Annotated in this window: 17 protein-coding genes; 9 read left to right on the top strand and 8 right to left on the bottom strand. The window is 61.1% G+C overall.

The genetic code is table 11. The features are described 5' to 3' along the window. Positions 1 to 477: 477 nt before the first annotated feature. The 7 genes from AC1DIP_RS02775 (at position 478) to AC1DIP_RS02805 (ending at position 4,957) form a co-directional block, all read left to right on the top strand. Positions 478 to 1,194: a hypothetical protein gene (locus AC1DIP_RS02775; RefSeq protein ID WP_477732749.1), complete on the top strand. Its 717-nt coding sequence runs from the start codon at positions 478 to 480 to the stop codon at positions 1,192 to 1,194. 162 nt (positions 1,195 to 1,356) lie between these two features. Further along, on the top strand, positions 1,357 to 1,632 hold the full coding sequence (locus tag AC1DIP_RS02780; protein WP_477732750.1) for a hypothetical protein: 276 nt from the start codon (positions 1,357 to 1,359) through the stop codon (positions 1,630 to 1,632). Positions 1,633 to 1,836: 204 nt separating this feature from the next. Then, entirely contained in the window at positions 1,837 to 2,523 is a 687-nt protein-coding gene (locus tag AC1DIP_RS02785; RefSeq protein WP_477732751.1) for a DUF4304 domain-containing protein, read from the top strand. Between the two features lie 104 nt (positions 2,524 to 2,627). Further along, positions 2,628 to 3,089, top strand: coding sequence for a hypothetical protein (locus AC1DIP_RS02790; RefSeq protein WP_477732752.1), 462 nt, complete (start codon positions 2,628 to 2,630; stop codon positions 3,087 to 3,089). A 279-nt stretch (positions 3,090 to 3,368) separates the two neighbouring features. Then, positions 3,369 to 3,980, top strand: coding sequence for an RNA polymerase sigma factor (locus AC1DIP_RS02795; protein ID WP_477732753.1), 612 nt, complete (start codon positions 3,369 to 3,371; stop codon positions 3,978 to 3,980). Next, positions 3,977 to 4,651: a hypothetical protein gene (locus AC1DIP_RS02800; protein WP_477732754.1), complete on the top strand. Its 675-nt coding sequence runs from the start codon at positions 3,977 to 3,979 to the stop codon at positions 4,649 to 4,651. The genes AC1DIP_RS02795 and AC1DIP_RS02800 overlap by 4 nt, the downstream gene beginning before the upstream one ends. Positions 4,652 to 4,687: 36 nt before the next feature. Then, entirely contained in the window at positions 4,688 to 4,957 is a 270-nt protein-coding gene (locus AC1DIP_RS02805; RefSeq protein ID WP_477732755.1) for a hypothetical protein, read from the top strand. Between the two features lie 67 nt (positions 4,958 to 5,024). Here AC1DIP_RS02805 and AC1DIP_RS02810 read toward each other — a convergent pair whose 3' ends face one another. The 5 genes from AC1DIP_RS02810 to AC1DIP_RS02830 all read right to left on the bottom strand — a co-directional run bounded on the left by AC1DIP_RS02810 (position 5,025) and on the right by AC1DIP_RS02830 (position 8,699). Beyond that, on the bottom strand, positions 5,025 to 5,441 hold the full coding sequence (locus tag AC1DIP_RS02810; protein WP_477732756.1) for a P-loop NTPase family protein: 417 nt from the start codon (positions 5,439 to 5,441) through the stop codon (positions 5,025 to 5,027). 256 nt (positions 5,442 to 5,697) lie between these two features. Beyond that, a complete protein-coding gene (locus AC1DIP_RS02815) occupies positions 5,698 to 6,009 on the bottom strand; it encodes a hypothetical protein (protein ID WP_477732757.1) in 312 nt (103 codons plus the stop codon). Positions 6,010 to 6,318: 309 nt separating this feature from the next. Then, positions 6,319 to 6,735: an ankyrin repeat domain-containing protein gene (locus AC1DIP_RS02820; protein WP_477732758.1), complete on the bottom strand. Its 417-nt coding sequence runs from the start codon at positions 6,733 to 6,735 to the stop codon at positions 6,319 to 6,321. A gap of 2 nt (positions 6,736 to 6,737) precedes the next feature. Next, positions 6,738 to 7,097 carry a DUF2750 domain-containing protein gene (locus AC1DIP_RS02825; RefSeq protein WP_091718511.1) on the bottom strand — a complete coding sequence of 120 codons (360 nt, stop codon included), beginning with the start codon at positions 7,095 to 7,097 and terminating at the stop codon, positions 6,738 to 6,740. 204 nt (positions 7,098 to 7,301) lie between these two features. After that, positions 7,302 to 8,699: an MFS transporter gene (locus tag AC1DIP_RS02830; RefSeq protein ID WP_477732944.1), complete on the bottom strand. Its 1,398-nt coding sequence runs from the start codon at positions 8,697 to 8,699 to the stop codon at positions 7,302 to 7,304. Positions 8,700 to 8,907: 208 nt separating this feature from the next. Here AC1DIP_RS02830 and AC1DIP_RS02835 point away from each other — a divergent pair, with 208 nt between their 5' ends. Both AC1DIP_RS02835 and AC1DIP_RS02840 read left to right on the top strand, forming a co-directional pair. Next, positions 8,908 to 9,795, top strand: coding sequence for a helix-turn-helix domain-containing protein (locus tag AC1DIP_RS02835; RefSeq protein WP_477732759.1), 888 nt, complete (start codon positions 8,908 to 8,910; stop codon positions 9,793 to 9,795). A gap of 230 nt (positions 9,796 to 10,025) precedes the next feature. Continuing rightward, positions 10,026 to 11,027 (top strand): hypothetical protein, encoded by a 1,002-nt coding sequence (locus AC1DIP_RS02840; protein ID WP_477732760.1) that lies wholly within the window; start codon positions 10,026 to 10,028, stop codon positions 11,025 to 11,027. Positions 11,028 to 11,799: 772 nt separating this feature from the next. On the opposite strand, the gene AC1DIP_RS02845 is transcribed toward AC1DIP_RS02840, so the two are convergent. From AC1DIP_RS02845 to AC1DIP_RS02855, 3 genes are all read right to left on the bottom strand, one after another. After that, the gene (locus AC1DIP_RS02845; protein ID WP_477732761.1) at positions 11,800 to 12,414 is read right to left on the bottom strand and encodes a recombinase family protein; all 615 of its coding nucleotides are present in this window, start codon (positions 12,412 to 12,414) and stop codon (positions 11,800 to 11,802) included. A gap of 101 nt (positions 12,415 to 12,515) precedes the next feature. After that, entirely contained in the window at positions 12,516 to 13,718 is a 1,203-nt protein-coding gene (locus AC1DIP_RS02850; RefSeq protein WP_477732762.1) for a TniQ family protein, read from the bottom strand. Further along, positions 13,715 to 14,623, bottom strand: a complete 909-nt coding sequence (locus tag AC1DIP_RS02855; RefSeq protein ID WP_477732763.1) for a TniB family NTP-binding protein — start codon at positions 14,621 to 14,623, stop codon at positions 13,715 to 13,717. Before AC1DIP_RS02855 ends, AC1DIP_RS02850 begins: the two co-directional genes overlap by 4 nt. Position 14,624 lies beyond the last annotated feature (1 nt).

The following is a 14,624-nucleotide window of genomic DNA, read 5'->3' on the forward strand; positions in this document are numbered from 1 at the left end:
GAAAGGTACGACAGGATTGCTAGGCCCTGGAAGTCCGTTAGAGGCGGAAAGGCGAGTGCTATCGCTATAGCGCATCCGTGGAGGACAAGGTTCACCTTCCCCAAGAATCTGTGAATGGGCGTACCCGGACGAACGATCATGGGAAGTCTGAATTGCCCTGAATAGCCGACGGCATAAGTCACGATGACGATATAGGAAACGATCAGAACCCTGGTCAACGACAGCACTCTTCACGAATCACAGACATCGGGCAACGCAGGCAGGTGACGCTTGCGGCCACGCGGAAAAGTCGACATCGCTTCTTCACATCTGCCCCCAGCCAAAGTTCGACAGTTTTGCCAGCATAGGCCACGAATCGCTAAGGGACCTCTAGCGGGTTGCAATGAGAAGGCAAAATGTGTCCGCTCAGGGATCCTTCAGCGGGCGCCATTGCATCCGATAAGCGACCGACTCCCGGGTGCCGTCGAAGGCGGTAGAGTGCGTTTCATGACATTGGGGGATGTAAAACCCACTCCTGCCCGCCGCCCCTGGACGTTCGTCGCAGTGTGCGTCATGGTCGTCGCGATAGGACTACTCCTGTTAGGCCTATCGCAGGTGCCCCCGATCCAGCTGCTTCCCGGGTACACCACTGCTTACCTGCTCATCGGAGCCTGCATCTTCGGCCCGCTCAGAACGCTTCCATCGCCGCGACAGACCGTGGCGTTCCTGCTCCCCGGAGCCCTGCTCGCCGTCTTAGCAGTGCTGAACCTGGGTTTCTGGGCCGGCGGCTGGCTGCTTGGCCTGCCAGCTTGGGGGCTGCTGCTAAGTCAATGGACGCCGGAGAACCCACTCCGGGTGCTCCAGGTTCTCAAGTTTTTGGGCCTTCTCGTGCTCGGTGTCGCGATCTTCACTTTCAATGTGATTTACCCGTTCCCCAGCCTGGGCCTGTTCCTGCTCCCGGTTATTCCCTTCATCCGCCTCGCCTACCCCGAGCATCCAGTCAGGCCGCTGCAAATCGCCGTGGAAGTTCTCGTGGGTATCGCCACCATTGCGGCGGCTTTCGCGATTCCCACACCGGAAGGGTCATGGTCCTCACCCTGGTCCCTTGCTGGCGGGGGCGCCACCGTCGGACTAATGATCGCGTTATGGGCACGTGGTCTTACCCGCCGCTCCCACCGTCCCCGGCTCAACGACGGTGTGAAGGTCCAGCCCTAGCGGGAGAATATCCTCGCCGGCGCCCTGTAGAGGATCCACAACGGGGCACCGCACAAACGTACTCCAGTGCTGATCGGGCGTTGAACTAACGACAAGAGTCTTCGCGCGTCGTATGCTCACGAACAGAATGTGCATAAAGACCCATGGACCGAAGGATGCCCCATGTGGGAGAGGCTGCTTGCCAGGATAAGGACGTCAGTGCGCTTTCCGAAGCGCTCAACCGGAGATCTCAGGTCGATAAAGAACTTCTGGATTGCATTCGGAATAGGCTGGCTTGCTATAGGTCTGTTCGGTTGGTCGGGACGGTGGTCGGGTATTTTAGCCATCCTCTTGGGCGTCGGCTGGTTTGCCCAGTCCGGTCTGGCAGTGAAGGAAATCCGGCGGCGCAAGCGGGAGTCCACCCTCGAACAACCAACAGATCAGGACCACGAGCAGTAACTCGCTCCGGCGGCTGCATGACAGGCGCAACAGAATCGCCTCCTGCTCGCAATCGGGGCACTTGACTCCGTGAACGCAGAGCACATCGCCCCATGGCCGGCCACTCAGGGGTCGCCGCTGCGTCCGGTCAAGGATCCTCAAAAGGACACGCTCAACAGCTTTCCGCGGGCAGGTCTGGGCGTGGACTGGCGATAGATTTGGCCGGTGACGGATTTGACTCCTGAATCTCAGCGAATGCGCGCAATCGTTGACAACCAAGCTCCGCTTTTGAAGGCGGCCGGGTTCAAGAAGCGTCGGCACTGCTTCAACCGTCTCGCCAGCGATGGTCTCGTTCATGTGGTCTACTTCTGGATGGCGCCAAAGGAACCACCCGCATGGACGGAGGTCCCCGGCTTGCGCGAGCGTCTCTATGGGTCGTTCCGGCTCGACTTCGGGGTGCATGTGCCGGAAATGACCCGTACTCACACACCTCGAAGTCCGTGGATCAATGACTACGACTGCCATCTAAGGTGGACCATCGGTCAACTGATCAGCGGGCAGGATGCGCGTGATAGCTGGTGGAAGCTCGACGACCCCAAGGCGTCAGGGAATGCCGACACTGCGCTGCTCCAGGTCGGGCTACCGTGGCTTGATTCCTTTCCCGACGCGCTCAGCATCCTGGACAGCTTTGACGAGGTCGGTCCGCTCCCATTGGGCCTCGGCCCAGCCGGGTCACTCGACATCGCAGATCTCTGCCGGGCCCGGGGAGACGACGAGCGAGAGCGTCGAGTACTGATTGAATATGTCCACCGTCCCGTCCTGCAGTCACACATTCGATACCTGAAGAGCTACCTTGACCGTCACGGCCACCAAGACTTGATCCCAGAAATCAAGGGCCGTCCGCCGGCGTAATGCCAATATCCGAACGGAAGACCAGCAGTTCCCGTTCAAGGATCGGTGACCGGGACGCCACTGTCGGGTGAAGCGCTGGGCGGGAAGGCAACTATGGTCTACCTATGAGTGGCGAGGAAATCGAGAGTGTACGTCTGCTGTTTCTTCGCGACCAGGTTGGTTTGGTTGCCTGTGAACAATATCCCGGCATTGCGGCAGATTTACTTGTGGACGGTTACGATTCTCCGGCGCTCCGCGAATTGGCCGGATACCCCCGGAACGATCCACGCGGACTCCACGATTTGTGGTTCCAGGTGCGAGACGAATTGGGCAAACCTCTTGAGGATGACAGCCTTGCCCGCCGCGTGTTGGTCCGACACTGGCTACAACGAATCGTTGACGGAACCCTTGATCCATACACTGGGGCCACTCTCATCCTCGGCCTCGCTTGGTTCGCCCTTGGCCAGCCCACGATACTGAATCCCCTACTTGCCGACAGAGATTTTTGGGAAGAACTCCCCGAACAACGCGACAAGATTCAGTGTGACCTGCTCGCCGATGCTCGCATTATTTTGGAGAGCTGGTAGCTCCGTGCCAGCTAATTCCCAGCGAAGGTGTTCCCTTTGGGGTTCCCTTGCCGGGACGGTCCTGCAAGGCGCAATCCATGACAGCATCTGACCATGACTTCAATACGAGACACCGTCTAAGCCGGTACACGCCGGCGGATCTATCAACGGAGGCTGGACAGCGGAGTTGATTCCTCGGTTTAGCTGCTGACGGATCTCCGAGCCATCCATCGAGGTGGAAATTGTTTGATGGGCCTGGAACCTTTTCCGGTCCTGCGGACACTACAAGGTATGAGGCATATGGAGGAGACCGATGAAGACCTGTGGCATGCGTGCGCCGTTGGCGACGCTGACGCTTTCGGTGTCCTGTTCAACAGGCATGCCGATGCGGTCTTCCGTTACGTACTCTCCCGCTGCGGGTCCTGGCATGACGCCGAAGAACTCGTCTCGATCACCTTCCTGGAGGCGTGGCGGCAACGCCACAAGCTCAAACCGCAGAGGGACAGCCTCCTCCCGTGGCTGCTCGGGGTTGCGACGAACGCAGACCGCAACCGGGCAAGAGCATCGGGGCGGTATGCCGATTTCCTGACCAGGCTGCCGCATTCGGACCCCCGGCATGGCGAACATGAGGCAGACCATGCCGAAGCAGTGACATCCAGGGTGGACGCGGAACGTGAAGTCCGCGCGCTGCTCGACACAACCGCGGGATTGCACGACGGGGAACGGGACGTCGTGATCCTGTGCCTGATGAACGGGATCAACCAGGACGACGCAGCCAAGACCCTCGGTGTACGGGCCGGGACAGTGAAATCCAGGCTGCACCGTGCAAGGGCCAAGCTGGCCCAGATGAACCAAACCACAGTGCCCGTCGACCACTTGGACACCACGATCGTTGAAGCGAGGCTGTCATGAACCTGACCGAGGTCACGTACCCGAGAGAAACCAAAGAGCACGTCCGGAACCTGCTGGTCCAGGAAGCCCGCCGCAAACCGAAGCGGTCACGCAAGTGGCTTGCCCTTCCCGTGGTGATTGCTGTTGCCGGCACAGCTTTGGCCGGGACCACCGCCGCCGGGGTCTACACGGCTATTGCCCCGGTCAACGACAAACGCGACATCCGCTGCTATTACCGCGCCGACATCACCACCACCTACCCCGTCAAAGCAAACCCTAAAGTGGTCATGCCCCCGTACCTCGGCACGGGGATCATGATGGCAGGCTTTGACGCGAAGAATAACCCGAACCCCGATGACCCGAACGCAGGAATGCAACAGATCACGGACCCCATTAACCAATGTGGCCGGCTCTGGGACATGGGATCGATGAACCCCCAGGGGATCACTGACGATCTCATCCCGCCCGGTTTCGTCCAAACCGCGCCCACGGCCGACCCAAAAAAGTCACGCGCCAACGGAATTCCGAGCGATAAGTACGGCAATCCACTCGGAGGGGCCGCCGGGCGGAACAAACTGATCGGCCACTACGTCCCGCAGCTGACAGCGTGCGTCGTCGACAACAGCGTTGCCGTCATCCCTGGCGGACCCGAGATCTGCGCGCACCTCGGAATCCCATCCTTGGAGAAATAGCGTGATGTTTCCGCATGAGTACGTTTGAGGTTCTAGATGAGTACTGATTTTGAGGCAAGAGGACCAAATGTAGTTGCGTCTAAAGACGGTGAACTTCGTATTGCTCGCGTGGGTCTATCTGTGATTTTTCGGGGCCGTCAGTATGAGATTGATTCAGAGATGCTTGCTCCTACCATGAGCATAGTCATCTATTTTCGGGGCAGCGCGGCTGCGAAGGCAGCTGGGAAGGCGCATGAGTCAGATCAGCTGCGAGATTTTATTCGAGACGCGCTGCTGTTCGAGGGGTTTGATGTTGAATTTGCTTAGCCTTTCTCTTTTGGAGGGAGCAGCGTCCGGTGAGGGATCGGCATGCGGCGGCCGAGTCTTCCTGTATCTACGAAGGATCCCAATTCAGGACGGAATCGCGGAGTTCCACTACCGACATGGCGCTGCTGAGGCGCAGAACGGGCACGTCTAGTTGAACAAGCCACGCTTCATGAGCTGCACGGCTTCTGCCACCGAATGCCGGGTCGTCGTAGCCTTTTGCCCAAATCAAGAATTCGGACCACGCCGCCTGGTCGAAGTCTCGGCCGGCCCGGCGCTGCTCCTCGCGGGCTTCGAGGCGTCCCAGCCGCTCCCGGGCATCAAGCGTCAAGAAAACCACAGCATCGCACTCGGCCACGACGCTCTCTCCCCAGCCCATCACGGAGCCGGACAGGACCCAGCTCTCCCGAGGAACGAAGACTTCGCGCATCAGGGCCAGCCGGGCGTTCTCGGGACGCTTCTCGACGTACGGCGGTACGGTGGGCAACCAGAAATAGTCATCGGCGTCGGCGTGAGGAACGGACCAATAATCAGCCAGAGCCCGACCGAGCGTGGTCGTTCCGCTACCGCTTGCCCCCATGACATGAACCCTCGCACGTTGCATGCCTCAATTATCCGGGCATGGACTCGGTGAAGAAACGCGGGGCCGTGCCTTTAGGGATCGTCTTCCGCGCATGCTCTGATTGCATGGCGCCGTCATCGGCACGTGAGCCTGGTCGAGAGTAGAAAGGCACGGAACACGTTTAGTCGTCGTCTCGTTCTGGTTCCAACGGAAGTCCCGCAGCAATGCGCTGCCGGTCTTCTTTGTGCGACCTATGGACCAGCCTGAACCGGAACAGTCCCTTCAGCATCAGGACGCCGGCCAGCAGCATGAGAACTGCCATCAGCCCGATAGCCCAGTATGTGCTCGGATCGCTGGCCTTGGGCTGGAAGATCACGTAAACGATGAGGACGAGGAGCATCGTGAAGTTAGCGATGGCCATCGGCCCGAACATCGAGTACATGGCCTGCCACGTGGTCCTGCTGGTCGTGAGTTTCCTCGGTCTTCCCGTCACGTCAACGATCCCCCCGATCCGTCTATAGTCCCATGAAAAGGAACAGTTTCCGGCCGTCACCTAGTCTTTTTATGCGCTTGGTTGCGCTTCGATATGGATCGACGCGAGCCACGGCTAAGGCTAACCCTGAAGCTGAAATATCGACAGGCAATTTTCGACGCTTGCTCAGGTCAAGTTCCAATAGCCGGGAAGGTAGTGAACCAAACCGTCAGCGGTCTGGCGTCAGCGAGGAGTAGTGCGGTCGTGTGCCCGTAGGCCGATCCGTCAGCGTGCCAATGAGGAGGGGCTGTCAGGAATGCCGCCAGGCTGCTATCCGGGTATGTCCTGGAAGTACTGCGCTACGTCGTAGTTGCCAATGAGCCTTGCTAGGCCGACCGGCGTCTGCCCGCTTGCGTTGACGTGCAGCGGGTCAGCGCCGTGGGCACGGAGCAGTCCGATCAGCTCACCCCGACCTTTGGAATTAAATACGGCGATCCAAAGTGATGTGTTGCCGAAGACGTTCTCCGCGTCGACCTTTGCTCCTGCATCGATCAGAGAGGCAGCCGCCGCAGGGGCGAATTCCTGCGCTGCGAGATGAAGCGGCGTGAAGCCCTGGCGGTCCACAACTTCAGGCGACGATCCCGCGGCTAGCAACCGTGCTATTGCCTCGGCATCGTCTTCCAGCGCAGCGTAGTGGAGTGGAGAACGGCCGGCAGGGTCCACCCGGTGCCTCGGCTCGTTGTCCACGTTCATTCCTTGTTCTCGATAGCGCCAAGTCGGGTGCGCACTTCCGCTGGTCTGAAGTCATAACCTGTCGCCCGAGCACCGGTCCAATTGAGGCCCACGAGAATCCCGTCACCCTCGAGGCCGTCGATCCAGCGGGTGCGCCACGCGTCCAAGCGGATGGCCATCGGTTCGAAGTCCCTGTAGTCGGGGACATTCGCGATAACGCGCTCTGCTCTGCTCCGAAGGGACCAGAAAGGCATGCTGCGATCACCATCCCCGTTGAGCGGGGCCGGGAGGCCACCTGCATCGCGGATCGCCCACACCTCACCGTTCTTGAGGATCTCTTCGTAGAAGACAGTTGCATGCGCTGCGCTGACACTCATTCCCACAGCCTATGACGCAAGGCAGGCCAGCAAGCAGCCCACGAAACCCTCATCGGCGCCGGACCGTGGACAGGGCCAAGGCGCGGCCCGGTGAAGGATCCTCTACCGGGCTCGGGCGCACAGTGCGGGGGGACAGGTAATCAGAAGGGGGCATGCCGCTCATTTTGAAGCGGCATGCCCCTGGGCCCTTATGAAGGTGGCCGATTAGGGGGCTGAAGCATTCTCTGTTGTTGTTGAATGCAGGAAGAAGGCCACGGTCAGGGCTGTTGTCAGGCAGAGTGCAGCGTTGACCCAGATAGCTAGGGTGACTCCGGTGAGGACTGCAGGGGCGTCGGTTGATCCGAGAGCCACGAGCTGGGCGGTGAAGATGGCGCTCATGACCGGGATGCCCATGGTGATCCCGATTTGCTGGCTCATGGTCGCCAGACCGGTGGCGAGCCCGGCCTCTTCATCGGGCAGCCCTGTGGTGGCGGTGACCATGAACCCGACAATGACGACGAGGTTCGCGACGCCGCCAATGAACGTGGCGATCAGCAGCAGGATGATGGCTGCCGGGTCGTTACTGAGCAGGACGAGCGAAGCGGTGGCGATGGCCTGGAAGATGAACCCATACACGATGGCGCGTTTGTTGCCGACAGCGCCGATGACCTTCGGCCCGAGGATGCCGCCAAGGACGGTGCCCAGGCCCAGGACAGCGAAGGCGAGCCCGGCGCCGAGGGGTGTGTAGTCGAGGACCTGCTGCAGGTACAGGGTGAGCAGGAAGACCAGGGAGGTTTCGGTAACGAACGCAAGGATCCCGGCGATGTTGCCCCACGCCACGGTGGAGCGTTTGAGGATAGCCAGCGGCACCAAGGGAGCGGCCGCACGGCGCTCGACGGCGACGAACGCGGCCAGCAGGATGGCGGCGGCGGTGAAGGCTCCCAAGGTGGTGGGATCGGTCCAGGAGGATTCGGCCGCGTGGGTGAGTCCGAAGACGAGGGCGAGCAGGCCCAGGGTGACCGTGACGGCCCCGGGAACATCCAGCCGGGTCTTTTCGGCCGGCCGGCTTTCGGCGAGAACGATCGGGGCGAGGACCAGCACGGCGGCCGCGACGGGGACGTTGATCAGGAACGCCCATCGCCAGCTGAGCAGGTCGGTGAGCAGTCCGCCGAGGATCGCGCCGGTGGTGAAACCTGCGGCCATGAGTGCGCCGTTCAGGCCCAGTGCTTTTTCCCGGAGCTTCCCTTCCGGGAAGGATGAGAACAGCAGTGACAGGGCTGCCGGTACGACGATGGCGGTGGCTACGCCCTGGGCGACACGGGCAATGATCAAAAGGATCGGTTCGGAGGCGATACCGCCGAGGAGGGAACCGGAGCCGAGCAGGGCCATGCCGATGATGAACATGCGTCGTCGGCCAGCCAGGTCAGCGACCCGGCCGAAGAGCAGCGTGAGCCCGGCCGCGCACAGGGCGAAGGACGTGGCGATCCATTGCAGGTGTTCGAGGCTGAATCCAACGTCCGCACCAATGGTGGGCAGGGCGACGTTCAGAATGGAGAAGTCAACGGCCAGGGTGAAGCTGGCGGTGAGCAGGATGATAAGGGTCAGCCGTTGCCTGCCGGTCATGCCCGGCACGGCCGGGGCCAGGACCTCCGTCTGGGGGCGGTCCACGTCATTCGATGTTGTCACGCGTATTCCTTCAAGGGTGATGTGGTCTAAAGAGAGAGGTTGTCGGTTTCAGCTTGCGTGGGTTGGGGGAAGTCAGCCACACCACCTTGTGGGTAGCACTGGCAGGGACAGGACAATTACGTGTCCGCCCGGGCAGACTGGGGGGATGAGCGATGGAAGTGAGCTGGGGGAATTTCTGCGTGTCCGGCGGGCGTCGCTGCAGCCCGAGGACGTGGGGCTGCGGAATTACGGTGTCCGCCGGGTCCCCGGGCTGCGCCGCGAAGAGCTGGCGATGCTTGCCGGGGTCAGCAACACCTACTACACCCGCCTCGAGCAGGGTCTGAGCACCAACGCTTCCGAGGGGGTGATTGACGCGATTGCCCGGGCGCTGAACCTGAATACGGATGAACGGCGCCACCTGTTCAACCTGGCCAGGCCGGTCGCCAAGAGCAAGCGCCGCGCTGTCTCACGGCCTGATCGTGCCCGGTCCGGGACGGTACGGCTGATCGACTCGATGGGAACGACCCCGGCCGTCGTCCTGGGCCGGCGAAGTGAGGTGCTGGCCTGGAACAGCCTCGGGCACAAGCTGGTCGCCGGGCATCTGGCCTTTGATACCCCTCACGACCCGGCGGAGCGGCCCAACCTGACGAAGTTGTTGTTCCTGGATGAGCACACCCGGGCCCTTTATCTGAACTGGCCGGAAGAAGCCGCCCGGGCAGTGTCCTCTCTCCGGCTGCTGGCAGGAGCCGCACCCAACGACCAGGAGCTGACAGCCCTGGTCGGGGAATTGACACTGAAAAGCCCGGAGTTTGCGAAGCTTTGGGCCAAGCACCCCGTGCAGAACTGCATGTCCGGAATGAAAATGATGCACCACCCCGAAGTGGGCACCCTGGAGCTGAACTTCGAGGTCCTGGCCCAGCCGGACGAGTCCGGGCACCGGATCCTGATGTACACGGCGGACGCGGGCAGCCCCGCGGCCGCCGGCCTCCGGTTACTGGCCACCACATCTGAACCAGGGGCACCAATCAATGAAACGGTGCATCTTTTCCCATAAGCCGATGGCTATTGGGACACATCGTATCCGGTGGTCTCTTGGCCCACCGGTGCTCACGGTGCGGGTGTGGCCTTACTTACTAATGGTGAGACCACGGAATCAACGAGGCCTTTGCTTTTTCGTTGTCATTTTCAAGCACCAGATATATTTGGGCAGTGTCAGCGTCTAATGAACATCACCGCCGCCCTCATTGGGGCTACCTTTCTTCTTTCCTTCTCGGTGGGTCGGCCATGCTTTTGTTGGCAATCTTTGCGGAAGCGCTGGATTGGGGGTGGACGTCGGTTTGGCAGTCGATCCTCGTCAATGTCGGAACATCCATGCTGCTCGCCGCTGTGTTGTTCCTTGCCGAACCTCGCTTCACCAGAAGGGTTGTAGAAGCTGCTGGGCAGGGGGTCTCTGACCAGGTCCGTGCGGCAGTCGAGGAAAGCACCGGGGACCTCGCCCACAGGCTTGATGACCTTGAGTCGATACTCATGAAGAGGAAGAAAGACGAAGCCTCACTACAGGAAGCGGTGGTGGACGCAGTCGAGGACGACGTCTCACACAGGACCATCAGCCAAGCGTTAGCCGAGGCGAACCGCGTCGGGGCAGTGGGTGGCGGGATCGTGGTCCGGGCCGCGCCCACGTTGCAGGGCCCGTTCGTGAAGTTCCAATACGTTCAGTACAACGATGGTCGGTGGCCGGGCCGGCGAGAAGGCGAAGTCGCCCTCGAAGTTTCTGTCCCAGTCGAGAAGCGCCCAGGCGATATAGGTACTCCAGTCATCGTGTGTGACTGGAATGCGGATAAGTCAGCTGAAGATGTTGACGCTGAACTGAGGCAAAAACTGAAAGCTGCGGGATACTGGGAATTCTCGAACGCCCTTAATTTTGCTCTTGCACTAAAGGAGTTCACTCGCGGCCTTAAGCTGGCTCTTGCCTCAAGTCGGTCAGACTCAACCGGAGGAACATTGAAGGGGGCCCTCTATCAATTAGTCAATGAAGAGTGGGCAATCACGGAAGCCGGGATCGAATGTCCGATGCAGAACTACCTCTTTCCGGAGTCTGACTTCCCCGAGAAGGATCCACACGCATTGGGTCCAGACAATCGCCCTCCGTTCCTCCCCGCTGCTCCGTCGTTCGTGGACGGTGACACCTGGTCTTATTTGATCGAGAAGGGGAAGGCGTACTTTCCGACACCAAGGGGACGCGGCTTCTACACACCGACGTTCTCTCCTTACAGCGGGGCCGACTGAGAGGTTGTCAGGTTCGTCCCATTGAGGATCGTTCAACGGACGCCGTGCAGGACGGGTGCGCCACTGTTTAATGGGCGCGCCTGCTCGACTACACTCGTCCCTATTTGACCGTCGACGGTTGGGCGCTCTCCAACGTATGCTCGGGGCAACGACGACTGATGCTTTCAATAGGAAGCAGCGGTTAGGTTCAAATAGCGATCGGCTGCGCGGCTGCAAGGAGTCTTAGATGCTACCCACGAACAGGTTTTTTGCAGTCGCAAGTCTAATCATGGCCTTGGCAAGTCTCATATATGGAATTTTTGACATCTCACAATCCAATTTCGTCCTGGGCGGTTTAAAGATCGCGTTTGCGATCTTTGCTGCAGCCTTGGGGGTGTACTTCCTTCGCTCGAACCGTGTCAGCGAACGCAACGACGCCGAAGACGAAAGGCCCCGTTAAAGAGGACACGTCTGAGGTGAGCTGGCCGGAAGCCAACTTTATGGGTCAAAGCCTCAGCCTGTTCCGGGCGCCCGGGCAATCACCTCGTCCCTTAGCCACATCGCCGTGGAGCAGGACCAACGATGCCCCCGAAAGAGAACGCGCCAGTGGCCCGCAAGCCGGTCGATCGCCGTGCTGACAAAGGCATCCATCATGTTCGCGTGGTTACTGGTTTGGGCTATGTACGCAAGGCCCGCACGGTGATTTGCACGCTGACGGGGGGACTACTGCAACCATCTGCATCAGACGAGTCCGGTCTGATTGGTGTCCACGCATAAAGGCACCGCCCGGCGGTCACTTCGATTTAAGTAGCTTTTCACCGGCGGGGCGCAGTTCTCCTGTGGGTGAGACATGTCTGTAAAGGGTCTGGCGGGTGATGCCGAGCTCGGTACAAAGTTCGCTGACTTTGGTTCCGGGCTTGCCCATGGATGCCATGGCCAGACGGAGCTTCGCAGGGCTCATTTTGTAGGGTCGGCCACCGTTGCGGCCACGGGCCCGGGCTGAGGCCAGGCCGGCAAGGGTTCGTTCGGAGATAAGTTCGCGTTCGAATTCTGCGAGGGCCGCGAAGATTCCGAAGACGAGTTTTCCGGAGGCTGTGGTGGTGTCGATGGCGGCGCCCTGCCCGGTGAGGACCTTGAGTCCGATGCCGCGTTCGGTCAGGTCGTGGACGATGTTGACCAGGTGCCGCAGGTCCCGTCCGAGCCGGTCGAGCTTCCAGACAACGAGTGTGTCCCCGTGCCGCAATGCTTTGAGGCATGCCGCGAGCTGGGGCCGGTCGTCTGTCTTTCCGGAGGCTAGGTCTTCGTAGAGCGAGCCGGCGTCGATGTCGGCGGCCAGGAGAGCGTCGCGCTGCAGGTCGGTGGTCTGGGAGCCGTCCGCCTTCGAGACCCGTATGTACCCAACCAGCATGGCCCACTCCCCCGGTCACTTATACGTTCGTTTAAGTGACAGCAGGATCTAAATCCCGTTCGAAGTCGAAATATGTCACTTAACGCGTTACTTATTCTACGTCAGGCAAAGGGTCTATCCCCTTCTGTTTGTGACAAAAAGCCGAGGGGTATCTGAAGCTCGGCGAAGGTGTCCCGAAGACCGCGGGCGGATTCTTCACTGCGGCACCCGTAGCGTGCGAAGTCGAAGAGGTGCCTCGCGACCACGGGATCCGTTCTGGCTGCTGCGATGCACGCGTCCCGAGTAGCCGTCACCTGGTTCCAGAGCTCGTCCATTGTCGGCTGCTTCTGCACGCCTGCGGCGCCTGTCAATGATCGCGGCGGAGTTCCATCGCTGATCCGTGCCTTCGGCTCGGGGAGCAGGAGGTGCGCGGAGGTACCGATGGCGGTCAGAGTGCCGTCCTCGATCATTTCCATCGCGGCGGCTGCTGCTTCCAGAAGTTGCTGCTGCCTGGCCCAGTGGAGGGTCTCGAACGGTTGCCATGAGTGCAGCCCGGCTCGGAACGGGTGGCCGCAGTGCTCCCAGACCCGGCGCACGTCCTCCAGCTGCCGGCCGTACCGTCCCTGGGGCGTGCTGAGTTCATCCAGCAGGGTCCTCAGCAGCCGGAACCAGACTCCGGCGTGAACCGAGCGGCGGGGTAGGTCCACGGATCCTGTTGTTATGGCCTGCCAGGTGCGCCGGTCCATCAGGGCCGATGACTTCGGGAGCTCGCGCTGGTCATGGGCGGGTGCTGCCCATCTGATGTAGTCGGCAGGGTGTCCCTCATAGGTTTCGAGCCGGCGCCGGTGTGCCGGGCAGCTTGCCATGAGCGGCAATTGCCAGAAGAGCAGTATCGTCGGGCCGGACTCCAGGCATTCGCGGCATCCCCGCAGCACCCGGGTTTCCGCGAGCCATGGCTGCCACTTCCGCGGTGTGTAGATTTGGCGCCGCGCCGCTGGCAGGAGTACCGAGAGCTGGTGCACGTAAGTTTCGTAGGTGTCGGGTGCAGGGGTGAGGGAGTCGAAGAGCCATGGCACCCAGCCGGCCATGGTCATGGCGCTCACGCGGCGCTGCTCAAGGCCCGTACGTTTGGCGAGCTCGTCGAGCAGGTGCGATGGCGGGTTCAGATCCAGCTCAGCGTCGCTGAGTTCCCGGTGACCGAGTCCGTGTTCGAGCAACTGGTGGGAGTACATGCCATAGCTGCTCGCCGTCCGCCGCAGCCAGGAGGACAAAGATTCCGTTGCTGCAGGTGCCGGATGAAGGGGCCAGCGCTCCGGCGGCCTCACATCAGTTCGCGTTCGAACAAGCGGCGCCGTTCTGCGGGTCCTGCATAGTCAGCCATGACCAGGGTGCGCCGATTGATGCGCTCTTCACCGCTTTCCACGGCGGCGATCGCTGCGGTCGTCAGGAGCCGGGCGAGTTCGCCAATGGTTCCCTCACTTCGGGCGAGCAAATACTGCGCCATATCGGCGGTAGCGATGTCCGAGGGGCGCTGCAGGAGCAGGGCGGCCGTGAAGCTGGCCAACAACGACAGAGTGTCCGCACCCGTGTTCCACAAGGGAAGGACGATGGGTTCAAACCGGTTCTCCAGCTGATCATCGGAACGAACCGCAAGATATGCCTCCCGGGTTCCGACGCCGACGATCGGGATGCGCAGCTCGTTGCCCAGGAACCGCAGGAGATTGAGGAACTCCCGGCGGCTGTTGCCTTGCCCTGCGAGGACATTGTGCAGCTCGTCGATGACGAGCATGCGCACTCCCGTTAAGCGCAGCAGTTTCAGCGAAATCTGCTCCACGTCAGCCAGGCGCCGCCGTGGTTGAAGCGGTGCCCCAAGCGCCGCCAGGAGCGCGATGTAGAAGCGCAGCACGGAAGGCTCAGAAGGCATCTGCACGCACAGCACCGGAATGTTTTCCCGCTCTGCCTCGGCCACTGGCTGGTGTCCCCGGCGGAACTTTTCCACGATCATCGATTTGCCGTTGTTTGTCGGCCCGATCAGCAACAGGTTCGGCATCCGCTGTTTGTCCGGCCAGGACAGCAGGGACTCCAGGCGGGCCACCGCTTCCACCGCGCGCGGGTAGCCGATCCACCGGTCGGCCCGGATCAGTTCAACCCGCTCGTTCGCAGGCAACCGTGCCGTGTCCCGCACACTCGGGTGGAGGTGAGACAACTCCGGTGCCTCGTACTCGGGCATC

The organism is Pseudarthrobacter sp. 05T312 (assembly GCF_056396685.1).

Coding starts and splice junctions, on each gene's coding strand:
- AC1DIP_RS02790 (WP_477732752.1), top strand. CDS start 2,628: ATGAGTGGCGAGGAAATCGAGAGTGTACGTCTGCTGTTTCTTCGCGAC.
- AC1DIP_RS02805 (WP_477732755.1), top strand. CDS start 4,688: ATGAGTACTGATTTTGAGGCAAGAGGACCAAATGTAGTTGCGTCTAAA.
- AC1DIP_RS02780 (WP_477732750.1), top strand. CDS start 1,357: ATGTGGGAGAGGCTGCTTGCCAGGATAAGGACGTCAGTGCGCTTTCCG.
- AC1DIP_RS02845 (WP_477732761.1), bottom strand. CDS start 12,414: ATGCTGGTTGGGTACATACGGGTCTCGAAGGCGGACGGCTCCCAGACC.
- AC1DIP_RS02825 (WP_091718511.1), bottom strand. CDS start 7,097: ATGAGTGTCAGCGCAGCGCATGCAACTGTCTTCTACGAAGAGATCCTC.
- AC1DIP_RS02800 (WP_477732754.1), top strand. CDS start 3,977: ATGAACCTGACCGAGGTCACGTACCCGAGAGAAACCAAAGAGCACGTC.
- AC1DIP_RS02840 (WP_477732760.1), top strand. CDS start 10,026: ATGCTTTTGTTGGCAATCTTTGCGGAAGCGCTGGATTGGGGGTGGACG.
- AC1DIP_RS02795 (WP_477732753.1), top strand. CDS start 3,369: ATGGAGGAGACCGATGAAGACCTGTGGCATGCGTGCGCCGTTGGCGAC.
- AC1DIP_RS02835 (WP_477732759.1), top strand. CDS start 8,908: ATGAGCGATGGAAGTGAGCTGGGGGAATTTCTGCGTGTCCGGCGGGCG.
- AC1DIP_RS02855 (WP_477732763.1), bottom strand. CDS start 14,623: ATGCCCGAGTACGAGGCACCGGAGTTGTCTCACCTCCACCCGAGTGTG.
- AC1DIP_RS02830 (WP_477732944.1), bottom strand. CDS start 8,699: ATGACCGGCAGGCAACGGCTGACCCTTATCATCCTGCTCACCGCCAGC.